Annotated in this window: 26 protein-coding genes; 18 read left to right on the forward strand and 8 right to left on the reverse strand. The window is 68.7% G+C overall.

Translation table 11 applies throughout. From position 1 onward, the window contains the following. Nucleotides 1-25 precede the first annotated feature (25 nt). Nucleotides 26-463, forward strand: coding sequence for a homocitrate synthase (locus tag AC1MEY_RS04715; protein ID WP_480231298.1), 438 nt, complete (start codon nucleotides 26-28; stop codon nucleotides 461-463). Here the strand turns inward: AC1MEY_RS04715 and AC1MEY_RS04720 are convergent. After that, entirely contained in the window at nucleotides 451-1,773 is a 1,323-nt protein-coding gene (locus AC1MEY_RS04720) for an MFS transporter (RefSeq protein WP_480229565.1), read from the reverse strand. The genes AC1MEY_RS04715 and AC1MEY_RS04720 overlap by 13 nt on opposite strands. A gap of 138 nt (nucleotides 1,774-1,911) precedes the next feature. Here AC1MEY_RS04720 and AC1MEY_RS04725 point away from each other — a divergent pair, with 138 nt between their 5' ends. Further along, the gene (locus AC1MEY_RS04725; protein ID WP_480229566.1) at nucleotides 1,912-3,012 is read left to right on the forward strand and encodes a sulfite oxidase; all 1,101 of its coding nucleotides are present in this window, start codon (nucleotides 1,912-1,914) and stop codon (nucleotides 3,010-3,012) included. 1 nt (nucleotide 3,013) lies between these two features. Here the strand turns inward: AC1MEY_RS04725 and AC1MEY_RS04730 are convergent, their stop codons facing one another. Together AC1MEY_RS04730 and AC1MEY_RS04735 are read right to left on the reverse strand one after the other, a co-directional pair. Then, nucleotides 3,014-3,388, reverse strand: a complete 375-nt coding sequence (locus tag AC1MEY_RS04730; protein ID WP_480229567.1) for a hypothetical protein — start codon at nucleotides 3,386-3,388, stop codon at nucleotides 3,014-3,016. A 2-nt stretch (nucleotides 3,389-3,390) separates the two neighbouring features. After that, the gene (locus AC1MEY_RS04735; protein ID WP_480231299.1) at nucleotides 3,391-4,875 is read right to left on the reverse strand and encodes a cytochrome P450; all 1,485 of its coding nucleotides are present in this window, start codon (nucleotides 4,873-4,875) and stop codon (nucleotides 3,391-3,393) included. Nucleotides 4,876-4,986: 111 nt separating this feature from the next. Here AC1MEY_RS04735 and AC1MEY_RS04740 point away from each other — a divergent pair, with 111 nt between their 5' ends. Beyond that, on the forward strand, nucleotides 4,987-5,634 hold the full coding sequence (locus tag AC1MEY_RS04740; protein WP_480229568.1) for a TetR/AcrR family transcriptional regulator: 648 nt from the start codon (nucleotides 4,987-4,989) through the stop codon (nucleotides 5,632-5,634). A gap of 23 nt (nucleotides 5,635-5,657) precedes the next feature. Further along, nucleotides 5,658-6,521, forward strand: a complete 864-nt coding sequence (locus AC1MEY_RS04745) for an SDR family oxidoreductase (protein WP_480229569.1) — start codon at nucleotides 5,658-5,660, stop codon at nucleotides 6,519-6,521. Between the two features lie 3 nt (nucleotides 6,522-6,524). On the opposite strand, the gene AC1MEY_RS04750 is transcribed toward AC1MEY_RS04745, so the two are convergent. From AC1MEY_RS04750 to AC1MEY_RS04760, 3 genes are read right to left on the reverse strand one after another with little or no spacing between them, the layout of a single operon-like run. Continuing rightward, nucleotides 6,525-7,685, reverse strand: coding sequence for an AAA family ATPase (locus AC1MEY_RS04750; RefSeq protein WP_480229570.1), 1,161 nt, complete (start codon nucleotides 7,683-7,685; stop codon nucleotides 6,525-6,527). A gap of 9 nt (nucleotides 7,686-7,694) precedes the next feature. Further along, entirely contained in the window at nucleotides 7,695-8,753 is a 1,059-nt protein-coding gene (locus AC1MEY_RS04755) for a DNA polymerase IV (protein ID WP_480229571.1), read from the reverse strand. 4 nt (nucleotides 8,754-8,757) lie between these two features. Next, entirely contained in the window at nucleotides 8,758-9,366 is a 609-nt protein-coding gene (locus AC1MEY_RS04760; protein WP_480231300.1) for a TetR/AcrR family transcriptional regulator, read from the reverse strand. Between the two features lie 99 nt (nucleotides 9,367-9,465). Between AC1MEY_RS04760 and AC1MEY_RS04765 the strand changes: the two genes are divergently transcribed. The 5 genes from AC1MEY_RS04765 (at nucleotide 9,466) to AC1MEY_RS04785 (ending at nucleotide 13,490) form a co-directional block, all read left to right on the forward strand. After that, nucleotides 9,466-10,008, forward strand: a complete 543-nt coding sequence (locus AC1MEY_RS04765) for an NAD(P)H-dependent oxidoreductase (protein ID WP_480229572.1) — start codon at nucleotides 9,466-9,468, stop codon at nucleotides 10,006-10,008. 454 nt (nucleotides 10,009-10,462) lie between these two features. Further along, nucleotides 10,463-10,705 (forward strand): glutaredoxin-like protein NrdH, encoded by a 243-nt coding sequence (gene nrdH, locus AC1MEY_RS04770; RefSeq protein WP_480229573.1) that lies wholly within the window; start codon nucleotides 10,463-10,465, stop codon nucleotides 10,703-10,705. A gap of 37 nt (nucleotides 10,706-10,742) precedes the next feature. Further along, complete coding sequence (nrdI, locus tag AC1MEY_RS04775) at nucleotides 10,743-11,186, forward strand: class Ib ribonucleoside-diphosphate reductase assembly flavoprotein NrdI (RefSeq protein WP_480229574.1); 444 nt, start codon at nucleotides 10,743-10,745, stop codon at nucleotides 11,184-11,186. Beyond that, a complete protein-coding gene (gene nrdE, locus AC1MEY_RS04780) occupies nucleotides 11,156-13,321 on the forward strand; it encodes a class 1b ribonucleoside-diphosphate reductase subunit alpha (protein WP_480229575.1) in 2,166 nt (721 codons plus the stop codon). The genes nrdI and nrdE overlap by 31 nt, the downstream gene beginning before the upstream one ends. A gap of 4 nt (nucleotides 13,322-13,325) precedes the next feature. Continuing rightward, nucleotides 13,326-13,490: a hypothetical protein gene (locus AC1MEY_RS04785; protein ID WP_480229576.1), complete on the forward strand. Its 165-nt coding sequence runs from the start codon at nucleotides 13,326-13,328 to the stop codon at nucleotides 13,488-13,490. 13 nt (nucleotides 13,491-13,503) lie between these two features. Here AC1MEY_RS04785 and AC1MEY_RS04790 read toward each other — a convergent pair whose 3' ends face one another. After that, nucleotides 13,504-13,890 (reverse strand): DUF5997 family protein, encoded by a 387-nt coding sequence (locus tag AC1MEY_RS04790; protein WP_480229577.1) that lies wholly within the window; start codon nucleotides 13,888-13,890, stop codon nucleotides 13,504-13,506. 28 nt (nucleotides 13,891-13,918) lie between these two features. On the opposite strand from AC1MEY_RS04790, the gene AC1MEY_RS04795 reads away from it, so the two are divergent. The 7 genes from AC1MEY_RS04795 (at nucleotide 13,919) to AC1MEY_RS04825 (ending at nucleotide 20,562) form a co-directional block, all read left to right on the forward strand. Continuing rightward, on the forward strand, nucleotides 13,919-14,632 hold the full coding sequence (locus AC1MEY_RS04795; protein WP_480229578.1) for a LysR family substrate-binding domain-containing protein: 714 nt from the start codon (nucleotides 13,919-13,921) through the stop codon (nucleotides 14,630-14,632). A 42-nt stretch (nucleotides 14,633-14,674) separates the two neighbouring features. Continuing rightward, nucleotides 14,675-15,034, forward strand: coding sequence for a cupin domain-containing protein (locus AC1MEY_RS04800; RefSeq protein WP_480229579.1), 360 nt, complete (start codon nucleotides 14,675-14,677; stop codon nucleotides 15,032-15,034). 63 nt (nucleotides 15,035-15,097) lie between these two features. Continuing rightward, complete coding sequence (locus AC1MEY_RS04805; RefSeq protein ID WP_480229580.1) at nucleotides 15,098-16,042, forward strand: GNAT family N-acetyltransferase; 945 nt, start codon at nucleotides 15,098-15,100, stop codon at nucleotides 16,040-16,042. Further along, nucleotides 15,997-16,737: a TetR/AcrR family transcriptional regulator gene (locus tag AC1MEY_RS04810; protein WP_480229581.1), complete on the forward strand. Its 741-nt coding sequence runs from the start codon at nucleotides 15,997-15,999 to the stop codon at nucleotides 16,735-16,737. Before AC1MEY_RS04805 ends, AC1MEY_RS04810 begins: the two co-directional genes overlap by 46 nt. Before the next feature lie 34 nt (nucleotides 16,738-16,771). Further along, a complete protein-coding gene (locus AC1MEY_RS04815; RefSeq protein WP_480229582.1) occupies nucleotides 16,772-18,280 on the forward strand; it encodes a flavin-containing monooxygenase in 1,509 nt (502 codons plus the stop codon). Between the two features lie 108 nt (nucleotides 18,281-18,388). Then, nucleotides 18,389-19,375 (forward strand): class 1b ribonucleoside-diphosphate reductase subunit beta, encoded by a 987-nt coding sequence (nrdF, locus tag AC1MEY_RS04820; RefSeq protein WP_480229583.1) that lies wholly within the window; start codon nucleotides 18,389-18,391, stop codon nucleotides 19,373-19,375. A 62-nt stretch (nucleotides 19,376-19,437) separates the two neighbouring features. Next, nucleotides 19,438-20,562, forward strand: coding sequence for a PucR family transcriptional regulator (locus AC1MEY_RS04825; RefSeq protein WP_480231301.1), 1,125 nt, complete (start codon nucleotides 19,438-19,440; stop codon nucleotides 20,560-20,562). A gap of 6 nt (nucleotides 20,563-20,568) precedes the next feature. Here AC1MEY_RS04825 and AC1MEY_RS04830 read toward each other — a convergent pair whose 3' ends face one another. After that, complete coding sequence (locus AC1MEY_RS04830) at nucleotides 20,569-22,404, reverse strand: acyl-CoA dehydrogenase (RefSeq protein WP_480229584.1); 1,836 nt, start codon at nucleotides 22,402-22,404, stop codon at nucleotides 20,569-20,571. 283 nt (nucleotides 22,405-22,687) lie between these two features. Between AC1MEY_RS04830 and AC1MEY_RS04835 the strand changes: the two genes are divergently transcribed. Further along, nucleotides 22,688-23,191 carry a nuclear transport factor 2 family protein gene (locus tag AC1MEY_RS04835; RefSeq protein WP_480229585.1) on the forward strand — a complete coding sequence of 168 codons (504 nt, stop codon included), beginning with the start codon at nucleotides 22,688-22,690 and terminating at the stop codon, nucleotides 23,189-23,191. Between the two features lie 253 nt (nucleotides 23,192-23,444). Further along, nucleotides 23,445-23,924, forward strand: coding sequence for a tautomerase family protein (locus tag AC1MEY_RS04840; protein ID WP_480229586.1), 480 nt, complete (start codon nucleotides 23,445-23,447; stop codon nucleotides 23,922-23,924). The last annotated feature ends 29 nt before the right edge of the window (nucleotides 23,925-23,953 follow it).

Here is a 23,953-nt window from a genome sequence, read left to right on the forward strand (position 1 = left end):
CGAGGCCCCGACGACTGCGGCTCGGATTCCCGGGTCGCTGCCGCGAGGCCTTCGCGAGGAGGCCGGCTCGATGACGTTCGACGCGTTCCGCGAGACCTACGCACCCACGTCCGGCCCGCTGCGGCTCGGCAACTGGGAGTGCACCGACGCCGAGCGCCCCGGCGGCCGGATCGGCCCGCAGGCCCGCCACTACCAGGCCACGATCGCCGTCGGAGACCGCATCGGCACCTCGAGGGCATCGGCCGGCGGACCGATCGGCGCGCTGACCGCGATGCTGCACGAGCGCGGGATCGCCGTCGAACTGTGCGAGTTCCACCAGCTCCCCGCCGACGGGGCCACCGCGACCTACGTGCGCGGCACCGACGGCTTCCACGAGAGCTGGGCGATGGGACTCGCCGACGACGCGACCGACTCCGCACTGCGCGCGATCATCGCGTGCGCCAACCGGCTCTACGCCGGCTGACGCTCGTCGAGCGGCTTCAAGGCGAGCGTCGCCGCCACGCTGATCGCGGCGGTGAGCACCAGGTAGCCGCACGCCAGCCACGGTGAACCGCCCGTCGCGGCGATCAGCGCCGTCAGGATCAGCGGCGTCAGCCCCGACGCGTATACGCCCGACAGCTGATACACCGTCGACAGCCCGGTGTAGCGGATGCGGGTGGGGAACAGCGACGCGTAGAGCGTGCCCTGCGCACCGTAGAACCAGGCGTGGACGACGCCGAACACCAGGATCATGCCGATCGCGTACGCGGTGAGGTTGCCGACGGAGAACAGCGCGAACACCGGGAACACCAGCAGGCCGTAGGCCGCGATGCCGCTGGCGTACACCCGTCTCGGTCCGAAGCGGTCGGCCAGCAGACCCGACACCGGCAGCAGCGCCGCCATCAGCAGCGCCGCCACCGTCACCACCACCAGCGTCGGCACCTTGGCCAGGTGCAGGGTGCCGGTGGCGTACGAGATCGCGAACACGCCCCACGTGTTGAACGCCGCGCCCTCGCCCCAGCGCGACAGCATGCCGAGCACCGTCGACCGCAGCGCCGGCGGACGGAACACCTCCCGCACCGGCACGGTCGACGTCTCGCCGGATCGGCGCACCTTCTCGAACTCGGGCGTCTCGGTGGCCTTGAGGCGCACCACGACCCCGACGATCACCAGGGCGATGCTGCCCAGGAACGCGATCCGCCAGCCGTAGGCGAGGAACGCCTCGTCGGTCATCACGACTTGCAGCAGCGCGAACACGCCGGTGCCCAGCGCCAGCCCCAGCGCCAGGCCGACCTGCGGGATGCTGCCGAACAGGCCGCGTCGTGTGGGCGGGGCGTGCTCGACGGCGAGCAGCACCGCGCCCGCCCATTCGCCGCCGAGCGCGAAGCCCTGCACGATGCGCAACAGCAGCAGCAGGATCGGCGCGAGGACGCCGATCTGCGCGGCGGTGGGCAGCACGCCCATCAGCGCGGTGGCGCCGCCCATCAGCAGCATCGTGGCGGCCAGCGTGCGCTTGCGGCCGATGCGGTCGCCGATGTGCCCGAACACGAAGCCGCCGATCGGGCGGACGACGAAGCCCACCGCGAACGTCGCGAACGACAGGAGCGTGCCGACCAGTGAACTCTGGTCGGGGAAGAAGGCGCGGTTGAACACCAGGCTCGCGGCCGTCGCGTACAGGAAGAAGTCGTACCACTCGATGGTGGTGCCGACGAGGCTCGCGAGCAGGGGGGTGCGCAGGTTGGTCGGCGGCTCGGCCGCCGTTCCGGCGTCCGCGGAGGTGTCGGTGGTGGTCACGTCAGTCCACATAGCCCTACCGCCGCGCCGCGGGCAAGGGTTGTGCGCGCGCTGATCGCAAACCCGGGGCGTGGCCGATTGCGATCTGCACGAGTGCAATGCGTCGCCGGGAGGGGGCGGGCAGCACAATGGGCGGCTATGGCATCGGCGCAGGAATGGGGCAAGCGGCCCGACACGGTGGTCCGGGAGACGGCCCCGTTCAACGCCGAACCGGAACCGGCCGCGCTCGCCGGGCACGAGATCACGCCGATCGAGGCGTTCTACAGCCGCAACCACGGTCCCGTCCCGGACGTCGCGACGGACGACTGGCGGCTCACCGTCGACGGACTCGTCACCGACGTCCTCGACCTCGCGTTCGACCGGCTGGTGTCCGACTTCGCCCGGTACGAGGTGACCGCGACGCTGCAGTGCGCGGGCAACCGGCGCGAGGAGTTCGTCGCGATCCGGCCGATTCCCGGGGAGGATCCGTGGGGCCCGGGTGCGACGTCCACGGCCCGGTGGGGCGGCGTCCGCCTCGCCGACGTCCTCGCTGCGGCCGGTGTCGGTGACGGCGCGGGACTGCACGTGGAGTTCACCGCGCCCGACGTCGCCGCCGATGCGACTCCCGCGCAGGCCTACGGCGGTTCGATACCGCTGCGCAAGGCGCTCTCCGGGGAGGTCCTGCTGGCGTGGGAGATGAACGGCGAGCCGCTGCCCCGTCTGCACGGTGGGCCGGTACGGGTCGTCGTGCCCGGGTTCATCGGCGCGCGCAGCGTCAAGTGGGTGAACCGGGTGACCGTGCGAAACGGGCCGTCCGACAACTACTTCCAGGCCCATGCCTATCGGCTGCTGCCTGCCGACGCCGATCCCGCCGACGCCGCCGAGGGGATCGCGCTGTCGTCGATCGGCCTGAACTCGGCGATCCTGTCCCCGGCCGACGGCGCTGTGCTGCCCGCCGGGCCCATCGCGGTCACGGGGTACGCGCTCGCCGGCGACGATCGCGAGATCGCGCGGGTCGACGTCTCCGCCGACGGCGGGATCACCTGGCGAGCCGCGGACCTGTCGCCGAGTCGCGGTCCCTGGGCCTGGCGGTTGTGGACGTCGACCGTCGACGCGGTGGCCGGGAACCTCGACGTCGTCGCCAGGGCCTGGGACGACACCGGCGCCCTGCAGTCGGAATCGGCCGCCGCGCTGTGGAACCCGAAGGGGTACGCCAACTACTCCTGGCCGCGCCACCGCATCGTGGTGCGCGGGACCTGACTCAGCGGCGTGGCCGCAGCGCCCACGCCCCGAAGCCCACCGCGGCCGCGGGCACACCGGTCATCGCGGCCGCGCTGGACCGGGAGACGCCGGCCCGCCCGAGCGCGCCGGCCGCGCCGTCGGCGACGTCGCACGCCAGCCCGACCCGCGCCCAGATGCGGCGGCGCTCACCGGAACTGGCGACCGTGCCGAGGCCGACCGCGACGTCGCGGACGCCGAACAGCCGCCACAGGTAGCGGCCCTGATCGTCGGGCGCCGGGAAGCCGAACAGCGTGGACGCGAGATCCGGCCTGGCCCAGGCCAGTGCGCCGATCCCGATCCGCATGCCCGCCAGGGCGACGATGCCCGCGTCGGCCAGCTTCTCCGCCCGTGTCACGGTCAGCGCAGCGGGCGCAGGACGATGGGCATGCCGTCCATGGGGATGGGCATGCCGCCGTAGTCCCAGTGCGCCTTGTATCCCGGCCGGGCCAGTTCGAGGCGGTACTTGCGCAGCAGGCGGTGCATGACGGTCTTGATCTCGAGCTGGCCGAACACCATGCCGATGCACTTGTGGGCGCCGCCGCCGAACGGCGCGAACGCGTACCGGTGCTGCTTGTGCTCGTTGCGCGGCTCGGCGAAGCGCGCCGGGTCGAACTTCTCCGGATCGGTCCACAGTTCCGGCAGGTGGTGGTTCATCGACGGCCACGTGATCACCGATGTGTTGGCGGGGATGTGGAAGCCGCAGAGATCGGTGTCGCGCACCGTCATTCGCACGTTGAACGGCAGCGGCGTCACCAGGCGCAGCGACTCGTTCATGACGAGGTCGAGGGTCTCGAGCTTCTCGAGCGCGTCGATGTCGAGCGGACCGTCGCCGAGGCGGTCGGACTCGTCGCGTACCCGGTCCTGCCACTCGGGGTTGGCGGCCAGGTTGTAGGCCATGGTCGTCAGCGTCGACGTGGAGGTGTCGTGTGCGGCCATCATCAGGAAGATCATGTGGTTGACGATGTCCTCGTCGGAGAACGCGTTCCCGTCCTCGTCCTCGGTGTGGCACAGCACGCTGAGCATGTCGGTGCCGTCGGCGCCGCGCTTCTCCTTCACCCGGGCGACGAAGTAGTCGTCGAGCACCTTGCGGGCCTGCAGACCGCGCCACCACTTGAACGGCGGCACGGGTGTGCGGATGATCGCCCCGCCCGCGCGGGTGGTCATCGTGAAGGCGTCGTTGACCTTCGTGACCAACTCCCTGTCGCCGCCGTGCTCGTGGCCCATGAACACCACCGACGCGATGTCGAGGGTGAGTTCCTTCACGGCGGGATAGAAGAGGAAGCGCGAGTCGTTGGCCACCCAGTCGTTGCTCACGACGTCCGATGCCACCCGGTCGATGTGCTCGACGTACCCGGTGAGCCGGCTGCGGATGAACGCCTCCTGCATGATGCGCCGGTGGAACATGTGTTCCTCGAAGTCGAGCATCATGAGGCCGCGGTTGAAGAACGGGCCGATGACCGGGTGCCAGCCCTGCTGCGAGTAGTCCTTGTTGCGGTTGGAGAACACCGTCTGCGTGGCGTCCGGGCCCAGCGCCGTGACCGCGGGCAGCGCCGCCGAGTGCGTGTAGTGCACCGGTCCGTGCTTGCGGTAGATGTCGAGCGCGTACTCGGGGCCACCGCGGAACGTCTCGATCATGTGGCCGAGCACCGGCAGGCCGGCGTCGCCGAGGACGGGCTTGAGGCCACTGCCCGGAGGCGGCTCGGCCAGGACGTACTGGTCCCACTCCTTGGCCCGCAGGCGCTTCTCGATGGCACCCATCCCCGGGAAGTTGTTGATCGAGGGGGTGAGGCGTCGCTTTGCCTCGCCGAGCAGATACTCCGGGGTGTTGATGGTCGCCATGATTCTCCTGGGCTGAGTTCGTGTGGTCGATCTCACTTGCTGGCCATCCTGCCGATGCGACTTGACGCCTGTCAAGTTTGTCCCGGGCGAGCCGCGGTGCAAAGGTTGTCGTCCATGAGCGCCGATCCGATCCCCGCCGGCGGTGCCAGCCGCCGCAGTCGCGGCGACCGGCAGCGCGAGGCCATCATCACCGCCGTCCGCGAACTCCTCGAGGTCAAGTCCTTCGCCGACCTGTCGGTGAGCATGATCAGCGAGCGCGCCGGCGTCGCGCGGTCGGGCTTCTACTTCTACTTCGACTCCAAGTACGCGGTGCTCGCGGTGATCGTTGCCGAGGCCATGGACGAACTCGAGACGCTGACCCACGACTACGCGCCGCGAGACGCCGGCGAGACGCCCGCCGAGTTCGCCAAGCGCATGGTCGGCAGTGCCGCCGCGGTGTTCGGCAGCCGGGACCCGGTGATGCGTGCCTTCACGCTGGCGCAGAACACCGACGGGCAGATCCGCGAGATCATGAACGACTTCGAGGACACCGTGATCGAGAAGATCGTCGGGCTCGTCCGACAGGACTCCGGAGCCCGGCCCATCACCGACGACCTGCCCGCGCTGGTCCGCATGCTCACCGCGACGACCGCGATGACGCTGTCGCACGACACCGGCTTCGTCGGCCGCGACGCCGACCCGGTACGCGCGGTCGACGTGGTCGAGCGGCTGTGGCTCAACGCACTCTGGGGCGGGGCGCTGTGGGGCGGCCAGGACCGCTGAGGTCCGCCGGTAGGGTCCACTCCATGGCACAGCGCAACGGATATGCGGGCACACGGTGCTTCCTGACCGGAGCAGCCAGCGGCATCGGACGCGCGACGGCGCTGCGGTTGGCGTCCGAGGGCGCCGAACTGTTCCTCACCGACCGGAACGCCGAAGGTCTGGCCGAGACCGTGGCCGACGCCCAGGCGCTCGGCGCCAAGGTCAGCGCCCACCGCGCGCTCGACGTCTCGGACTACGAGCAGGTCGCCGCGTTCGCTGCCGACATCCACGCCGCCCACCCGGCGATGGACGTCGTGATGAACATCGCCGGCGTCTCCGCCTGGGGCACCGTCAGCACGCTCGAGCACCGGCACTGGGAAACCATGGTGTCGGTCAACCTGATGGGCCCGATCCACGTCATCGAGTGCTTCGTCCCGCCGATGGTCGCGGCCAAGCGCGGCGGGCACCTCGTCAACGTGTCGTCGGCGGCCGGTCTGGTCGCGCTGCCCTGGCACGCCGCCTACAGCGCGAGCAAGTACGGCCTCCGCGGTGTGAGCGAGGTCCTGCGCTTCGACCTGGCCCGCCACCGCATCGGCGTCTCGCTGGTGGTCCCGGGTGCGGTCAAGACGCCGCTGGTGCAGACCGTCGAGATCGCCGGCGTGGACCGCGACCACCCGCAGGTGAGCAAGTGGGTGGACCGGTTCGGCGGGCACGCCGTGTCGCCCGAGCACGTGGCCGACCGGATCCTGCGCGGTGTGACGCGCAACCGGTACCTGATCTACACCTCGCCGGACATCCGCGCGCTCTACATGTTCAAGCGCGTGGCCTGGTGGCCCTACAGCGTGGCGATGCGGCAGGTCAACGTCATCTTCACCCGTGCGCTGCGACCGTCGAAGAAGTCGGCCTGACGGTCAGCGGCTGCCCCAGTCCCACGGCGGCGCCGTCAGGGTCGTCTGGCCGCTGATCCGGGTCTCACCCCAGTCCTTGTGCAACTCGATCTCCGCCGCACCCGCCTCGGCGAGGTGAGCGCGCATGGACGCCGAGTGCGTGACCACCACCACCTGGGTGGTGGCGGCGGCCGACCGGATCATCGCCGCCAGCGGGGCGATCAGGTCGGGATGCAGCGACGTCTCGGGCTCGTTGAGCACCATCAGCGGCGGCGGCGACGGGCCGAGAAGCGCTGCGCCCCAGAGCAGGAACCGCAGGGTGCCGTCCGACAGCTCGGCGGTGCGCAGCGGACGGAGCATGCCCCTCTGGTGCAGCAGCAGCTCGAAGAGTCCGTCGTTGACCGCCACCGACAGCGTCGCACCGTCGAAGGCGTCGGACACGGCGCGGGACAGGTCCTCGAACCCGACCTCGACGATCGTCTGGACTGCCGCGGCCAGGTCCGCCCCGTCGTCGGCGAGGACGGGCGTGCGCGTGCCCACCCGCGGCTGGCGCGCAGGCGCCCGGGCGTCGACCCGGAAGCCGTCGTAGAAACGCCACCCGCGCAACCGGTCTCGCACCGCGGCGAGTTCGGGTAGCGCGCTCGCGTGCGCGTACTCGGCCAGCACGCTGCGGTAGGCGGGCAGCGAGCGGGTGAGTTCGTCGAAGCCGCGGCCGGACTCGGCGGCCACCTCGGCGTACGCGGCGCCGCGCGACACCAGCGTGGCGCTGGGTCGCAGCCGCGGACCCGCGAAGACGGCCTCCCGCTTGATCTCCGGATCGCGGGCGAACAGCGAGCGCGGACCCGCGTCCTTCGGCAGGCCGAGATCGATCAGGTAGCCGAAGTCGTCGGAGGCGAAGCCCATCTCGAGTGACACGGGCCGCGTCCGCGTGGTGCCCTCGGCCCGTCCGGTGCGCCGTGCGCCGCCCAGGGTCTCCGGCCCCGCCCACAGCACCGACTGGAGGCCACCCTCGCGGGCGAGCGACCCGATCACCTCGTTGCGCGCGCAGTCGGCGAGCAGCCCGAGCGCCCGGTACACCGACGACTTGCCGGTGCCGTTGGCGCCCGTGACGACGGTCAGTCGGGACAGCGGCATGACGAGGTCGCGCAGCGAGCGGTAGCCCCGGACGGCGATGGTCTGCAGCACGACCCGACGCTAACGTCCGGTACCGACGCCGTCGTCGGGCATCGCGAGTTCGAGCCGGACGCCCAGCAGTCGCACCGGGCGGTCCAGGTCGAAGCGGTCGAGCACGGCGAGCGCCGTCTCGACGATCACGTCCTCGGCGACGCCCGGTGCGGGCAGCGTGCGGATCTTGGTCCGGGTGAAGAACGTCGTGGTGCGCACCGTCACCGCCACCCGGGTCACCACGCGGCCCTGGGCGACGACCTCGGTGAGCGTGCGCACCGCGAGCAACCGGACCGCCTCGTCCATCTCCGTGCGGTCGGTCAGGTCGGTGGGGAACGTGACGACGTGGCTGCGCGACCGCGGCACCCACTCCTGCGCGCTGACGGTCTCGTCGCCGCCACCCTTGGCCAGCAGCAGGATGCCGAGACCGGTCGACGGACCGAACGTCTCGGTGAGCAGCGTGGCGTCGGTGGCCGCGAGGTCGGCGACGGTGGTGATGCCCAGTCCGGCAAGACGTTTGGTGGTCTTCGGGCCGACGCCCCACAGCGCGTCCACCGGGCGGTCGCCCATCACCGGCATCCAGTTCTCGTCGGTGAGCGTGAACACGCCACCCGGCTTGCCGAAGCCCGTCGCCACCTTGGCGCGCTGCTTGTTGTCGCTGATCCCCACCGAACACGACAGCCCGGTCTCGGCGGCGATCACCTCGCGGATCCGTTCGGCGAGCGCGACGGGGTCCACCGTGCCGTCCGGGTCGTCGGCACCGACGTACGCCTCGTCCCAGCCCCACACCTCGACCGGGTGGCCGAGGTCGCGAAGCAGGGTCATCACCTGGTCGGAGGCCTCGTCGTAGGCAGCGGTGTCCGACGGCAGGAACGTGGCGTCGGGGCACTTGCGGGCGGCGGCGCGCAGCGGCATGCCCGCGTGCACGCCGAACTCACGGGCCTCGTAGGACGCGCACGTCACCACCTTGCGCGGTTCGGTGGGATCGCCGCTGCCCCCGACGATGACCGGGAGCCCCACCAGTTCCGGGTGCCTGCGCAGTTCGACCGACGCCAGGAACTGGTCGAGGTCGACGTGCAGGACCCACATCAGGTCACCTACCGCACAGCTTGCCGACGACGTCGTCCCACCCTCGGCCCTGGTCCTCGAGGCTGCGGTCGAGATCGACGATCTGGTGGGTGACGTACTCGGCGTCGAGCAGTGCGAGCAGCGCATGGGTCTGCGCGTCGAGGTCACCGGTGGTGCCCGCCGCGGCGAGCAGCATCCGGACGTGGACGTGGTGCAGCGTGGAGGGCGCGTTGAAGCGCGTCTGCGGGTCGCGGCCCGCGTCGCTGAGCAGCGCCCGGTGGTTCCAGACGAAGCTCAGCCGCTCGTGGCCGTAGGCGATGAGACGGTCGAGCGGCGGGGCGCCCGGTCCGAGCGGCGGCGGACCGAACATGAACGCCTGCTGCTGTTCCTTCTCGTCCTCGTCGAGCAGGACGATCATCAGCCCGGACCGGCTGCCGAAGCGGCGGAACAGCGTGCCCTTGCCGACGCCCGCGGCGGTGGCGACGTCGTCCATGGTGACCGCGGTGGTCCCGCGTTCGGAGATGAGGCGCCGGGCCGCATCGAGCAGCAGCGCGCGGTTGCGGGCGGCGTCGCCACGTTCCGACGGTCCGGCATCGGTGACCGAAAGCCCGACGAACCCGCCTGTGTCATCGATGCCGGCCACACCTGTACTTTAACTCAGCGGGAATGATTCGGACCACGGTCCGGTTAAACTGTGCAAGCATCACGGGGACTCGAGGAAAGGGATTTGAGAATGTCGAACGTCAAGGTAGTGGTCCTGCTGGGCAGCCTCCGCAAGGAATCGGTGAACCGGCAGCTGGCCGAGCTGGCCGCGGAGGTGGCGCCCGAGGGCGTCTCGGTCGAGCTGTTCGACCGCCTCGGTGAGCTGCCCTTCTACAACGAGGACGACGACAACGGTGACGTCGCCGAGCCGGTGCGTGCGCTGCGTTCCGCGGCCGCCGACGCCGACGCGGCGCTCGTCGTCACGCCCGAGTACAACGGCAGCATCCCCGGCGTGCTCAAGAACGCCATCGACTGGCTCTCGCGTCCCTACGGAAACGGCGCGCTCAACGGCAAGCCGGCTGTCGTGATCGGCTCGGCACTCGGCCAGTACGGCGGGGTCTGGGCGCACGACGAGACCCGCAAGTCGTTCGGCATCGCCGGGCCCAACGTCATCGAGGACGTGAAGCTCTCCATCCCGTCGGCGACGTTCGACGGCAAGCACCCGCGGGAGAACGCCGAGGTCGCGGCCAACGTGCGCGAGGCGGTCGAGAAGCTGGTCGCCGAGGTCGGCTGACCCACGTCTGAGCCAAGCCGCCGATGGGCCCACGTCAGGGCCTGTCGGCGGCTTTGCTGTCTGTCCCGTCGGGTGCCGGAGCGTGTCGGTGGCCGGTGGTAGACACGACGCGTTGGCCCGACACGCTCGTCGTGTGACGTGCGACACGCCGGGGAAACGCCGTCGGTTCCACTCGTCACCAGGGAATTCCATGAATGTCGTTCAGAACATCTTGTATCCGTATCGATCGTCGGCCACTAGGTGTAGTGTTCTGCGAACCGACAGGCCCCAACGGTTCCCACCGCTTCAGAGGTCGGCCGGAGCGCCCAATCCGCACGATCTCGGGTCATCGACCCGGATGGATCAGACGCTCCGCTCGCCCGTGGATCGAAGGAATTTCAGAGGCCATCGGCTCGCTGAAACACAGTGGGAAGCAGTAGCCAGTCGATCCCGTACGTGAAGGAGTTGCACCAAGATGAGCGTCACCGTGTACACGAAGCCGGCATGCGTCCAGTGCAACGCCACTTACAAGGCGCTCGACAAGGCGGGCGTCGAGTACGACGTCATCGACATCAGCGTCGACGCCGATGCCCGTGACTACGTCATGGCCCTGGGCTACCTGCAGGCACCGGTCGTCGTGGCGGGCAACGAGCACTGGTCGGGCTTCCGTCCGGACCGCATCAAGAGCCTCGTCGGCGCCGCCGCGGTCACGGCCTAGCGACCGGGGTAGACGCGCGGAGGGGGAACGGGAAGCCATGGCCGGTCTGGTCTACTTCTCCAGCGTCTCGGAGAACACGCTCCGCTTCGTCGAGAAGCTGGAACTGCCCGCGATCCGCATCCCGTTGCGCGAGCGCATCGAGGTCCACGAGCCCTACGTGCTGGTGTTGCCCACCTACGGCGGCGGGCACGCGAACGGTCCCGATCCCGAGGCTGGGGGATACGTCCCCAAGCAGGTGATCGCCTTCCTCAACAACGAACACAACCGATCGCTGATCCGCGGCGTCATCGCCGCGGGCAACAGCAACTTCGGCGCCGAATTCGGCTACGCCGGCGACGTCGTCTCACGCAAGTGCGGCGTCCCCTACCTCTATCGCTTCGAACTCATGGGCACCACGGACGACGTCTTCGCCGTCCGAGCGGGGCTTGCCGACTTCTGGAAGGACCAGACGTGTCACCAACCGTCACTGCAGAACCTGTAACCACCGGAGTCCACGCTCTTCCGGGCGAGACGGACTATCACGCGCTCAACGCGATGCTGAACTTGTACGACAAGGACGGCAAGATCCAGTTCGACAAGGATCGGGAAGCCGCCAACCAGTACTTCCTGCAGCACGTCAACCAGAACACGGTGTTCTTCCACAACCAGGACGAGAAGCTCGACTACCTGGTCAAGGAGAACTACTACGAGCGCGAGGTGCTCGACCAGTACAGCCGCAACTTCGTCAAGACGCTGATCGACCGCGCCTTCGCCAAGAAGTTCCGCTTCCCAACGTTCCTCGGCGCGTTCAAGTACTACACCTCGTACACGCTGAAGACGTTCGACGGGAAGCGCTACCTCGAGCGCTTCGAGGACCGCGTGGTCATGGTCGCGCTGACGCTGGCCGCCGGCGACACCGTGCTCGCCGAGCGACTCGTCGACGAGATCATCGACGGCCGGTTCCAGCCGGCCACCCCGACATTCCTCAACTCGGGCAAGAAGCAGCGCGGCGAGCCCGTGTCGTGCTTCCTGCTCCGCATCGAGGACAACATGGAGTCGATCGGACGCTCCATCAACTCGGCGCTGCAGCTGTCCAAGCGCGGCGGCGGAGTTGCGTTGCTGCTGAGCAACATCCGTGAGCACGGCGCGCCGATCAAGAACATCGAGAACCAGAGTTCGGGCGTCATCCCGATCATGAAGCTGCTCGAGGACTCGTTCTCCTACGCCAACCAGCTCGGCGCCCGCCAGGGTGCCGGTGCGGTGTACCTGCAGGCGCACCACCCCGACATCTACCGGTTCCTCGACACCAAGCGCGAGAACGCCGACGAGAAGATCCGCATCAAGACGCTGTCGCTGGGCGTCGTGATCCCGGACATCACCTTCGAGCTGGCCAAGCGCAACGAGGACATGTACCTGTTCTCGCCGTACGACGTCGAACGCGTCTACGGCGTGCCGTTCGCCGACGTCTCCATCACCGAGAAGTACTACGAGATGGTCGACGACGCGCGGATCCGCAAGACGAAGATCAAGGCGCGCGAGTTCTTCCAGACCCTCGCCGAGCTGCAGTTCGAGTCGGGCTACCCGTACATCATGTACGAGGACACCGTGAACCGGTCGAACCCGATCGAGGGCAAGATCACCCACAGCAACCTGTGCTCGGAGATCCTGCAGGTGTCCACGCCGTCGCTGTTCAACGAGGACCTGAGCTACGCCAAGGTGGGCAAGGACATTTCCTGCAACCTCGGCTCGCTGAACATCGCGAAGGCCATGGACTCACCGGACTTCGCGCAGACCATCGAGACGTCGATCCGCGGGTTGACCGCGGTCAGCGATCAGACGCACATCTGGTCGGTGCCGTCGATCGAGCAGGGCAACAACGACTCCCACGCCATCGGCCTGGGTCAGATGAACCTGCACGGCTACCTCGCCCGCGAGCGGATCATGTACGGCTCCGACGAGGGCATCGACTTCACCAACATGTACTTCTACACGGTGCTGTACCACGCGCTGCGTGCCAGCAACCGGATCGCGATCGAGCGGGGTACGGCGTTCGGCGGCTTCGAGCGCTCCAAGTACAAGTCCGGCGAGTTCTTCGACAAGTACACCGACCAGGTGTGGGAGCCGGCGACCGAGCGCGTGCGGGAACTGTTCGCCGACGCCGACATTCGCATCCCCACGCAGGAGGACTGGAAGCGGTTGAAGGAGTCGGTGCAGACGCACGGCATCTACAACCAGAACCTGCAGGCCGTCCCGCCCACCGGCTCGATCTCCTACATCAACCACTCGACGTCGTCGATCCACCCCGTCGCGTCGAAGATCGAGATCCGCAAGGAAGGCAAGATCGGCCGCGTCTACTACCCGGCGCCGTACCTCACCAACGACAACCTGGAGTACTACCAGGACGCGTACGAGATCGGCTACGAGAAGATCATCGACACCTACGCCGCGGCCACCCAGCACGTGGATCAGGGCCTGTCGCTGACGCTGTTCTTCAAGGACACCGCCAGCACGCGCGACGTGAACAAGGCGCAGATCTACGCGTGGCGCAAGGGCATCAAGACGCTGTACTACATCCGCCTGCGCCAGATGGCGTTGGAGGGGACTGAGGTGGAGGGTTGCGTCAGCTGCATGTTGTAGTCAGTTGACTACAACCGTCGAGGTCGTCCTCGTCACCGCGCTGGTGCTCGGGATCGTCGCCGCGCTGTTCGGCTCGATCTACGCCTGGGAGAAGTGGGCCCGGGGTAGTCGGCTGGAGCGCGGCGTCGATCGTTTCTTCGACCGTCTCAGCGACATCTTCTTCCGCTGAGGGGCACGGTCGGTCAGCCCTCGCGGGCCCGGTCCTCGTGCAACGCCTTGAGGCGCCGCTCCTCGCGCAGCACGGCCTGGTAGTTCTCGCGTTCGGCGACCAGCCACTCCGGCATCTCCTCGAGCAGCTGGGCGATCTGCTCGGTGGTGAGCGCCTCGGTGACGCCGCCGCGCGCGAGGCCGGCGATCGAGATGCTGAGCTTGGCCGCGACGAGGTTCTTGGGGTGTGGCCCGTCCTTGCGGAGGTCCTTGAGCCACTGCGGCGGATCGGCCTGCAGCGCAGCCAGATCGGAGCGGGTGATCGCGTTCTCCTGGAACTCCGCCGGTGTCGCCGGCAGGTACACGTCCAGCTTCTTCGCCGCCGTGGCGGGTTTCATGGACTGTGCGTTCGGCCTGCTCATGGCATGAGCCTATCGGTAGCCTGAGGCGGTGACCCCGTCCTGCCTCACCGTCGGATACGTCCCCGGCGTGACGCCCGCCAAGTGGGCGCGGACCTGGGCGGAACGCCATCCCGAGGTCCCGCTACGGCTGCATCCGATGGCCGCCGCGGACGCGGTCGACGCGGTGCGGGACGGCACCGTCGACGTCGCCCTACTCCGGCCGCCGGCCGCCGTGTCGGGGATCGCAGTGATCGGACTGTACGAGGAGACGACGGTCGTCGTGGTGCCCACCGACCACCTGTTCGGCGCCGCCGACGAGGTCGCCGCCGCGGACCTCCGCGACCAGCCCGTCCTGCTCCCGCTCGACGACGTCGTGTCCTGGACTGCCGCACCCGGCGTGATGGTCGAGTACCGGCCCGCGACCACGGGGGAGGCAATGGAACTCGCCGCCGCCGGGACCGGGGCGCTCATCGTCCCGCAGTCGCTGGCGCGGCTGCACCACCGCAGGGACCTGGTGTACCGCCCGATCGCCGACGCACCCAACTGCCCCGTCGCGCTGGCGATTCCCGACGGCGAGCAACCGGAACTGGTGGAGGAGTTCATCGGCATCGTGCGCGGACGCAAGCCCAGTTCGTCGCGCGGCCGCGCCGAGCCGGCGCCGAAGCGCACCGCACGGGAGAAGACGCTGGCGAAGCAGGCCGCGCGCGCCGCCGCGGGAAAGGTCGCGCGGACGCCGGGTCCGACCAAGCGCGGCCGACGCTGACCGGCCCGTTTCGCGTCCGCGAGCGCGGGTAGGCGACCGGCCATGGATACGTTGTCGCTGACGGTGCTGGCCGACGATCAACTGGAGACCGCCCGAACCGCCCACGCCGGGCGTTCGGCGCGCACCGTCTACGGCGGACACGAGCACGAACTGCGCCAGACCCTGATCGCGGTGGTCGAGGGCAAGCGCCTCGACGATCACGAGAGCCCGGGCGAGGCGACCCTGCTGCTGCTCCGTGGGCGCGTGCGCGTCGCGACCACGGCGGACGACGCCGAGGCCATCGAGTGCGAGGAGGACGACTTCCTGATCCTGCCGCTCGAGCGACACAACGTGGACGCCCTGGAGGACTCGGTGATGCTGTTGACGGTCGCCACGGGGACCCGCGCCGCCATCCCGGACTGACGTCACGCTGGGCGGGCGGAAAATCGGTGGAGATCGACCGCCGGATGGATCACGCTCGACGTCATGGACGTCCGCCGGTACGAGTCGCCCGCCGAGTTCGCCTCGGTGGTGCGATGGGTGTACCGCCGCAACCCCGTCCACTTCACCAGTGAGTTGACGGCTCTCCGTCAGTCGCCGTGGCCCCGCAGCCGGATCCTCGCGTCGGCGCACCGTGTCGGCGTCGTCGGCGCTGCGGTGCAGGGCGGTGACGGTTGTCTGTTCGTCGGCGGACTCAGCGTCCGTCTCGCCGAGGACGTCGCGGTCGAGCTGGCCGCCGACGAGATCGCCTCGGTGCGTGGGCATCGTTCATCGGCCGCGGCCTTCGCCGACGCCTGGCGGGGAGCGACGGGTCGACGTGTCGTCGAGACGCGGGTCGACGTGCTGCACCGACTGGACGTGCTGCGCCGACCGACCGGGGTGGCGGGAGAGGCGCGGCCGCTGGTCGGGGTCGATCACGGCCTCGTCACCACCTGGCTCGACGGCTTCTTCGCCGACGTGTTCGGCGAGCCGGCCGACCCGCCGGCGCGCGCGGACTACCTGCGTGACGTCCTGGCCGCGAACGGCCGCGTCGTGCTGTGGACGGTCGACGGCGTCGCGGTGTCGATGGCGCGCGTGCACGCCCCCGCCGTCGGGGTGTCGCGGATCGGTCCGGTCTACACGCCACCCGAGCACCGTGGCCACGGGTACGCCGCCGCGGTGACGGCGGCGGCCGTCGACGACGCCCTCCACCGCGGCGCCCGGGACGTGGTGCTGTTCGCCGACGCCGCCAATCCGGTGTCGACCGGGGTGTACCGCAGGATCGGGTTCGAGCCGGTGGCCGAGCACGTGTGCCTCGACCTGGTCCCGGTGGCCGCGCCGACACGGCGGAACCCGCAGGTCAGCGGTCCGCCGGTCGAGGTGGTACCAGCGGGTACAGTAAATCCGTGCGCAGACCGTCGATACCTCGTCCGGCGCCCCAGCCGGGGGTGAAGGTCGACGCGCGCAGCGAGCGCTGGCGTGAGCACCGCAAGAAGGTCCGGGCGGAGATCGTCGACGCCGCATTCCGGGCCATCGACCGGCTCGGTCCGGAGGTCAGCCTGCGCGAGATCGCCGAGGAGGCGGGCACCGCCAAACCGAAGATCTACCGCCACTTCACCGACAAGTCGGATCTCTTCCAGGCGATCGGCGAACGGCTGCGGGACATGTTGTGGGCGGCGATCTTCCCGCACATCGACATCGCGACCGACCCTGCGCGCGAGGTGATCCGGCGCAGTGTCGAGCAGTACGTGCTGCTCGTCGACGAGCATCCGAACGTGTGCCGCTTCCTGATCCAGGGCCGCTTCGCCGAGCAGACCGAATCGACCATGCGCGCGCTCAACGAGGGCCGCGAGGTCACCCTGGCGATGGCCAGCATGTTCAACAACGAACTGCGCGAGATGGAACTCGACGGAAACGCCATCGAACTCGCGGCCTACACCACGTTCGGGTCCGCGGCGGCGGCCACGGACTGGTGGCTCGGGCCGCAGGTCGACAGCCCCCGCCGGATGCCCGCCGAGTCGTTCATCGGCTACATGACCACGATCATGCTCGGGTCCATCAACGGCACCTGCGAGCTGATCGGCATCAAGATCGACCCCGAGCTGCCCCTGCACGAGGGCGTGCAGCGGAGCGAATCCGTCGCCTGATATCCGGTACCCAGGGTCCCGGTATTCTCGGCGCATGACCGACACCGTCGAACGGGCTGACGGCGCAGCCGTCCGCAGCGAACCCGTGCGGACGCGCGCACTGATCATCGGCACCGGCTTCTCCGGACTCGGCATGGCCATCGCCCTGCAGCGGCAGAACGTCGACTTCCTCATCCTCGAGAAGGCCGACGACATCGGCGGCACCTGGCGCGACAACACCTACCCGGGCTGCGCCTGCGACATCCCGTCGCACATGTACTCGTTCTCCTTCGAGCCGAAGGCCGACTGGCAGCACATGTGGTCGCTGCAACCGGAGATCTTCGACTACCTCCGGGGCGTCGCCGACAAGTACGGCCTGCGGCGGTACGTGCGGTTCGGCGCCCACGTCGAGCGGGCCCGGTGGGACGAGGGCGAGTCGGCGTGGCACGTGGTCACCGCCGACGGCGACGAGTACGTGGCCCAGTTCCTGATCTCGGGAGCCGGTGCCCTGCACGTCCCGCTGACCCCCGATTTCGAGGGGATCGAGGACTTCGGCGGGGTCACGTTCCACTCCGCCCGGTGGGACCACGACGTCGACGTCACCGGCAAGCGCGTCGCCGTGATCGGCACGGGTGCCAGCGCCATCCAGCTGGTACCGGCCATCGTGGACGACGTCGCGGAGCTGCAGGTGTACCAGCGGACCCCGCCGTGGGTGATGCCGCGGCCCAACAACGCTCTGCCGCACTGGCTTCGGCAGGTGTTCACCGACGTCCCCGGTGCCCGGGCGCTGACGCGGCTCGCCATCTACTGGGCCCACGAGGTGGTTGGCTTCGGCATGACCAAGCAGCCCGGGCTGCTGCGGATCGGGCGGCTGCTGGGCCAGTGGAACATCCGGCGCAGCGTGAAGGACCGCGCCCTGCGTCGTGCCCTGACCCCGAGCTATCGCGCCGGCTGCAAGCGAATCCTCAACTCCGACATCTACTATCCCGCCATCGCCAACCCGCGGACCGAGGTGATCACCGACCGCATCGCGGGGTTCACCGCCGACGGCATCGTCACCGCGGACGGCCGCGAGCGTCCCGTCGACGTGGTGGTGTTCGCCACCGGCTTCCACGTCACCGACTCCTACACCTACGTCCAGGTCACCGGTCCCGGTGGCGAAGACCTCGTCGACCGTTGGCGGCGCGAGGGCGTCGAGGCGCACCGTGGGATCGCCGTCGCCGGCATGCCGAACCTGTTCTTCCTGCTCGGCCCCAACACCGGGCTCGGGCACAACTCGGTGGTGTTCATGATCGAGTCGCAGATCCGCTACGTCGCCCAGGCCATCGCCGCCGTCGACGCGGCCGGCGCGACGGCGCTCGCCCCGACGCGCAGCGCCCAGGACGACTTCAACCGGAGGTTGCACGCCGACCTCGACCGGTCGGTGTGGAGCATCGGCGGCTGCAGCAGTTACTACATGGACGAGCGCGGCAAGAACCGCACGCTGTGGGGCGGGATGACGTGGCAGTACTGGCTCGCGACGCGCAGATTGCGGCGTTCGGAGTTCACCTTCAGCGGCCGGTGACGCGACACGCCACCACAATCTGTTGTGTTGCCCCGCGATGTCCGACACCAGGGGTAGTGTCGGGAACGACCGACCGAGATGGCCGGAAGCAACTCATCCGCAGGTGAAATGGGGTTCGTGGTGTCCGAGGGAATCAAACTGATCGACCGCGTTTCGGCCATCAACTGGAACCGCCTGCAGGACGACAAGGACGCCGAGGTCTGGGAGCGGTTGACCGGCAACTTCTGGTTGCCCGAGAAGGTCCCCGTGTCCAACGACATCCCGTCCTGGGGCACGCTGAACGAGCACGAGAAGCAGCTCACGATGCGCGTGTTCACGGGCCTGACGCTGCTCGACACGCTCCAGGGCACGGTCGGCGCGGTCAGCCTGATCCCGGACGCGTTGACGCCCCACGAAGAGGCCGTCTACACCAACATCGCCTTCATGGAGTCGGTGCACGCCAAGAGCTACAGCAACATCTTCTCCACCCTGTGCTCCACCGTCGACATCGACGAGGCGTTCCGCTGGTCGGAGGAGAACCCCAACCTGCAGCGCAAGGCCGAGATCGTCATGAACTACTACAAGGGTGACGACCCGCTGAAGCGCAAGGTCGCCTCGACGCTGCTCGAGAGCTTCCTGTTCTACTCCGGCTTCTACCTCCCCATGTACTGGAGCAGCCGCGCCAAGCTCACCAACACCGCCGACATGATCCGGTTGATCATCCGCGACGAGGCCGTGCACGGTTACTACATCGGCTACAAGTTCCAGAAGGGCCTCGCCCTCGAGAGCGACGCCCGCAAGGCGGAACTCAAGGACTACACCTACGAGCTGCTGTTCGAGCTGTACGACAACGAGGTCGAGTACACCCAGGACCTCTACGACGGCGTCGGTCTCACCGAGGACGTCAAGAAGTTCCTGCGATACAACGCCAATAAGGCGCTGATGAACCTCGGCTACGAGGCGCTGTTCCCGAAGGACGAGACCGACGTCAACCCGGCGATCCTGTCGGCGCTGTCGCCCAACGCCGACGAGAACCACGACTTCTTCTCCGGTTCGGGTTCGTCCTACGTGATCGGCAAGGCCGTCGTCACCCAGGACGAGGACTGGGACTTCTAGTCACCGACCCGCCACCCAGGCTCCGCCTGCCGAGCCCGCTGATCGCTGCGCTGGAAGCCGGGCTGCCCGCCCTCGCGGAGCGCACGGTCGCGGCGGTCATCGCGGAGGTGCCCACCTACCGGACGGCGGTGGGCCCGCAGCGTCGGCTGATCGAGGACGCTGTCCGGCAGACGGTCACGGTGTTCGTGCGGCTCGTAGGCGACGGGGTGGACTCGGACGTCTCGGCGGCGCAGGATCCCGGGATGGATGCCGCCTACGCGCTCGGCCAGGGCGAGGCACGTGCCGGACGCAGCTCGGAGGTGCTCCTTGCCGCGTACCGGGTCGGTGCCCGCACGGTGTGGCGGCATTGGAGCGACCTCGCCGTCGAGCACTGGTTGGAGCGCGACCAGCTGGCGACGTTCGCCGGAGAGATCTTCGCCTACATGGACCGACTGTCGGCGACGAGTGTCTCCGGGCATGCCGACGAATCGGCGCGGACCGGCATGGCCCGTCAGCGCGCGCGCGAGTCGTTGGTGCGGCGTCTGCTCGCCTCGGCGGGTGCGGACGAGTTGCTGCACGAGGCCGAACGCGCGGATTGGGTGGCGCCGCAGACGTTGACCGCGGTGGCGGTGCCGGTCGGCCGGGCCGTCGGTGCGATGCGCACCATCGACCCGCGGATCCTGGAGATACCCGAGGACGCCATCGCGGTGTCCGCCCGGCCGGTGGCGCTGCTGCTGGTTCCCGACGTCGGCGGCGCCGGCCGCGGGCGGTTCGTCACCTCGTTCTCGTTCCCCGGCAGCGTGATCGGACCGCCGCGGCCGTGGATGTCGGCCGCCGCATCGGTGCGCCGCGTCGAGCGGACCCTCGCGATGAACCTCGACGGGGACGCGGTGACCGACACCGAACGACTGCTGCCCGAGCTGGTCCTCGGAGCCGACATGGATGCGCTCGCCGATCTGCGCGAGCGGGTGCTGCAGCCCCTCGACGAGTTACGGCCGAACACCCGCGACGACCTGGTCGCGACCCTCCGTGCCTGGCTCCTGCACCAGGGCCGGCGCGAGAGCATCGCCGAGGAACTGTTCGTCCACCCGCAGACGGTGCGTTACCGCGTCGGTCGGCTGCGGGAGTTGTTCGGCGAGCGGCTCAACGACCCTCGAGCGATCCTCGAGTTGATCGTGGCGTTGGGCCTCCCGAAGCCGCCGCGGTGACGGGTCCTAGAACGCGGCCTCGTCGAGTTCCATCACGTCGTTGTCGATGTTCTCGATGACGTCCCTGGTGCTGGTGAGCAGCGGCAGGAAGTTCTTCGCGAAGAACGACGCGGCACCGATCTTGCCCTCGTAGAACGACCGGTCGTCCTGCGCGACACCGGAATCGAGGCGTCCGATGGCGACCGTCGCCTGCTCGGCCAGCAGCCATCCGATCATCAGGTCGCCGACGCACATGAGGAACCGCACCGAACCCAGGCCGACCTTGTACAGGTTGGTCCGGTCGTCCTGGGCCGCCACCAGGTAGCCGGTGAGCGTGGCGGCCATGCCCTGCACGTCGGCCAAGGCGGTGGCGAGCAGTTCGCGTTCGGTCTTGAGGCGTCCGTTGCCGGACTCGTTCTTGATGAACGTTTCGATCTGGGTGGCCACGTAGCCAAGTGCAACGCCCTTGTCCCGCACGATCTTGCGGAAGAAGAAGTCCTGCGCCTGGATGGCGGTGGTGCCCTCGTAGAGCGAGTCGATCTTGGCGTCGCGGATGTACTGCTCGATCGGGTAGTCCTGCAGGAAGCCGGACCCGCCGAAGGTCTGCAGGCTCTCGGTCAGCTTGGCGTAGGCCTGCTCGGAGCCGACGCCCTTGACGATCGGGAGCAGCAGGTCGTTGACCTTGAGTGCGAGGTCGGCGTCCACGCCGTGCACCGTGTCCGCGACCTCCACGTCCTGGAAGGACGCGGTGTACAGGTACAGCGCCCGCAGGCCCTCGGCATAGGACTTCTGGGTCATCAGCGAGCGGCGCACGTCGGGATGGTGGGTGATGGTGACGCGCGGTGCGGCCTTGTCGGTCATCTGCGTCATGTCGGCGCCCTGCACGCGGGTCTTGGCGTAGTCCAGCGCGTTGAGGTAACCGGTCGACAGCGTCGCAATGGCCTTGGTGCCGACCATCATTCGGGCCTGCTCGATCACGTCGAACATCTGCGCGATCCCGTTGTGCACGTCGCCGACGAGCCAGCCCTTGGCGGGGACGTCGTGCTGGCCGAACGACAGCTCACACGTCGCGGAGACCTTGAGGCCCATCTTGTGCTCGACGCCGGTGACGAAGACGCCGTTGCGCTCGCCCAGATCGCCGGTCTGGAAGTCGAAGTGGAACTTCGGCACGAAGAACAGCGACAGGCCGCGCGTGCCCGGACCGGCGCCCTCGGGGCGGGCCAGCACGAGGTGGAAGATGTTCTCGAACAGATCGTCGGAGTCGGCCGAGGTGATGAAGCGCTTCACGCCGTCGATGTGCCACGAGCCGTCGTCCTGGGGGGTGGCCTTGGTTCGTGCCGCCCCGACGTCGGAGCCCGCGTCGGGCTCGGTGAGCACCATCGACGAGCCCCAGCCGCGCTCGACGGCGATCTTCGCCCATTCCTTCTGCTCGTCGGTGGCGACGTCGGCGAAGATCTGCGCGAAGCCGGCGCCGATGCAGTACATGGTGACACCCGGGTTGGCGCCCAGGATCTGCTCCTGCAGGGCCCACACCAGCGTGCGCGGCAACGGGATTCCGCCGAGTTCCGCCGAGACGCCGGCCTTGTGCCAATCCGCGTCGAGCAACACGCGTGCCGACTTCTTGAACGCTGCGGGCAGCGTCACCGAATGGGTCTCGGGATCGAAGACCGGCGGGTTGCGGTCGCCGTCGGCGAACGATGCGGCGATCGGCCCCTCGGCCAGCCGTGCCACCTCACCGAGCATGTCGCGAGCCGTCTCCAGGTCGAGGTCGGCGAACCGGCCGGACCCGAACACCCGGTCGACCCGGAGGTGCTCGAACAGTGCGAACTCGATGTCGCGGACATTGCTGCGGAAATGGCTCACGCGGGGGCCTCTTTCGATGTCGGGTTTCGTCGACTCCGAGAAACCGCCGAGGCGGCCGCCGGTAGCCGCGGCATGCTTTTCTCCACAATGGCTGACCGGAGGCCGCCGAATCTCCCTCGTGGCGGTCAAGGTCGCACCAGCATGTTGTTCGCAGCGAACAATTCGGGTCGTCCTCGGCCAGTCTGCGTACCCGAATCTTCATCCCGACGTCGAGTGACATGGTGAGTTGAACTTGTATCTTGATAGTCACTGTCACATTGGCGTGGAGCGTGGGAGACGATTGATGGCCGAGTTGAACGAGCGGGAACGGCAAGCCCTCGAGTCGTACCGCAGATACGTCCTGCAGCGGGAACGATGCGTGACGGGGGAGGCGCCGTGGTCGACCATCGGCGCCTGGTTCACCGAGGACGCCGTCTTCATCGATCCGGCCTGGGGACGAGTCCAGGGTCGCGACGAGATCACCCGCTATCTCGACCACTCGATGGCCGGCTTCGAGGGGTGGACCTTCCCGGAGGAGTGGACGATGGTCGACGGCGACCGTCTGGTGACGTACTGGTGGAACCGCCTGCCCGGGAGCCGCGCCGACGGTTCGCCCTATCAGGCGCCGGCCTTCTCGCTGCTGCACCATGCGGGCGACGGGCTCTTCGACTACGAGCTGGACGTGCTCAACATCGCCGAGATCGGTGAGTTGATCGTCGAATCCGCGTGGCTGCCGGGTTCCGGCATGTCGTTTCCGGGGGCCCATCCCGACCGCGACATCACCCCGCCACGCCTCGCGTCGCCCTGACCCGCCGCGGACCTGGCCCGCATGGCGCAGTGACGTCCAAGGCCCGCGAATCGGGACGCGGCGACCATCAGGCAAGGGGCACATGCACAGTGGAGGCGGCGGGCTTCGGTGCCCACGCCTCGCGACGAGGTGCCAGGTGGTGCTCAAGACTCATCGGAGAGTGCGGCAGCGCGTATGGCGTTCGGCTGCAATCTTGCTCATCACGAGCATCCGTCCGAGCCTTCGACCGGCTGAACCGAACATAGGAGTTGGCATGCCTCTCTGGCGCATTCACACGGCGAAAGACGTGTACACACCCGAGGACAAGAAGGCCTTTGCAGAGAGCGTCACGAACTTCTACTGCGAGGCGGTCGGCTTCCCGAGGTTTTACACGAGCGTCGTGTTCGCGGAATTCGATGGCGAGAACTTTATCGTCGGTGGCGAACCTGCCGTCGACTTCGTGTTGATCGAAATCCTTCACGTCGCCCGCAACATGAACGATCTGTTCGAGAAGTACGGAGAGGTGAGTGAGGCGCAGATCTACGGTGCCATGCGCGAGGGCTTTGCAGCAGTGATCAAGCCCTTCGTCGATGACCGCAATCTTCGCTGGGAGTCGGCAGTGGTGGAGGGTCTCTTCGAGACCTGGGTGATCGATGGGATGAAGCCGCCGCCGCCATGGTCGGAGGCCGAGAAGCAGTGGGCACGCGACAACAAGCCATCGCCCTACGAGGAGCCGGCCCCGGTGACGTCCTGACCGAATGGGGCTGCCTGTGCGCGTGCACA

The organism is Mycobacterium sp. PTI7, from assembly GCF_056679845.1.

What these genes read in the sequence shown, in the direction of transcription:
- AC1MEY_RS04725 (WP_480229566.1), top strand. Translation starts at nt 1,912, where the DNA reads ATGGCATCGGCGCAGGAATGGGGCAAGCGGCCCGACACGGTGGTCCGG.
- AC1MEY_RS04740 (WP_480229568.1), top strand. Translation starts at nt 4,987, where the DNA reads ATGAGCGCCGATCCGATCCCCGCCGGCGGTGCCAGCCGCCGCAGTCGC.
- AC1MEY_RS04745 (WP_480229569.1), top strand. Translation starts at nt 5,658, where the DNA reads ATGGCACAGCGCAACGGATATGCGGGCACACGGTGCTTCCTGACCGGA.
- AC1MEY_RS04755 (WP_480229571.1), bottom strand. Translation starts at nt 8,753, where the DNA reads ATGTGGGTCCTGCACGTCGACCTCGACCAGTTCCTGGCGTCGGTCGAA.
- AC1MEY_RS04765 (WP_480229572.1), top strand. Translation starts at nt 9,466, where the DNA reads ATGTCGAACGTCAAGGTAGTGGTCCTGCTGGGCAGCCTCCGCAAGGAA.
- nrdH (WP_480229573.1), top strand. Translation starts at nt 10,463, where the DNA reads ATGAGCGTCACCGTGTACACGAAGCCGGCATGCGTCCAGTGCAACGCC.
- nrdI (WP_480229574.1), top strand. Translation starts at nt 10,743, where the DNA reads ATGGCCGGTCTGGTCTACTTCTCCAGCGTCTCGGAGAACACGCTCCGC.
- AC1MEY_RS04790 (WP_480229577.1), bottom strand. Translation starts at nt 13,890, where the DNA reads ATGAGCAGGCCGAACGCACAGTCCATGAAACCCGCCACGGCGGCGAAG.
- AC1MEY_RS04800 (WP_480229579.1), top strand. Translation starts at nt 14,675, where the DNA reads ATGGATACGTTGTCGCTGACGGTGCTGGCCGACGATCAACTGGAGACC.
- AC1MEY_RS04805 (WP_480229580.1), top strand. Translation starts at nt 15,098, where the DNA reads ATGGACGTCCGCCGGTACGAGTCGCCCGCCGAGTTCGCCTCGGTGGTG.
- AC1MEY_RS04815 (WP_480229582.1), top strand. Translation starts at nt 16,772, where the DNA reads ATGACCGACACCGTCGAACGGGCTGACGGCGCAGCCGTCCGCAGCGAA.
- nrdF (WP_480229583.1), top strand. Translation starts at nt 18,389, where the DNA reads ATGGGGTTCGTGGTGTCCGAGGGAATCAAACTGATCGACCGCGTTTCG.
- AC1MEY_RS04835 (WP_480229585.1), top strand. Translation starts at nt 22,688, where the DNA reads ATGGCCGAGTTGAACGAGCGGGAACGGCAAGCCCTCGAGTCGTACCGC.
- AC1MEY_RS04840 (WP_480229586.1), top strand. Translation starts at nt 23,445, where the DNA reads ATGCCTCTCTGGCGCATTCACACGGCGAAAGACGTGTACACACCCGAG.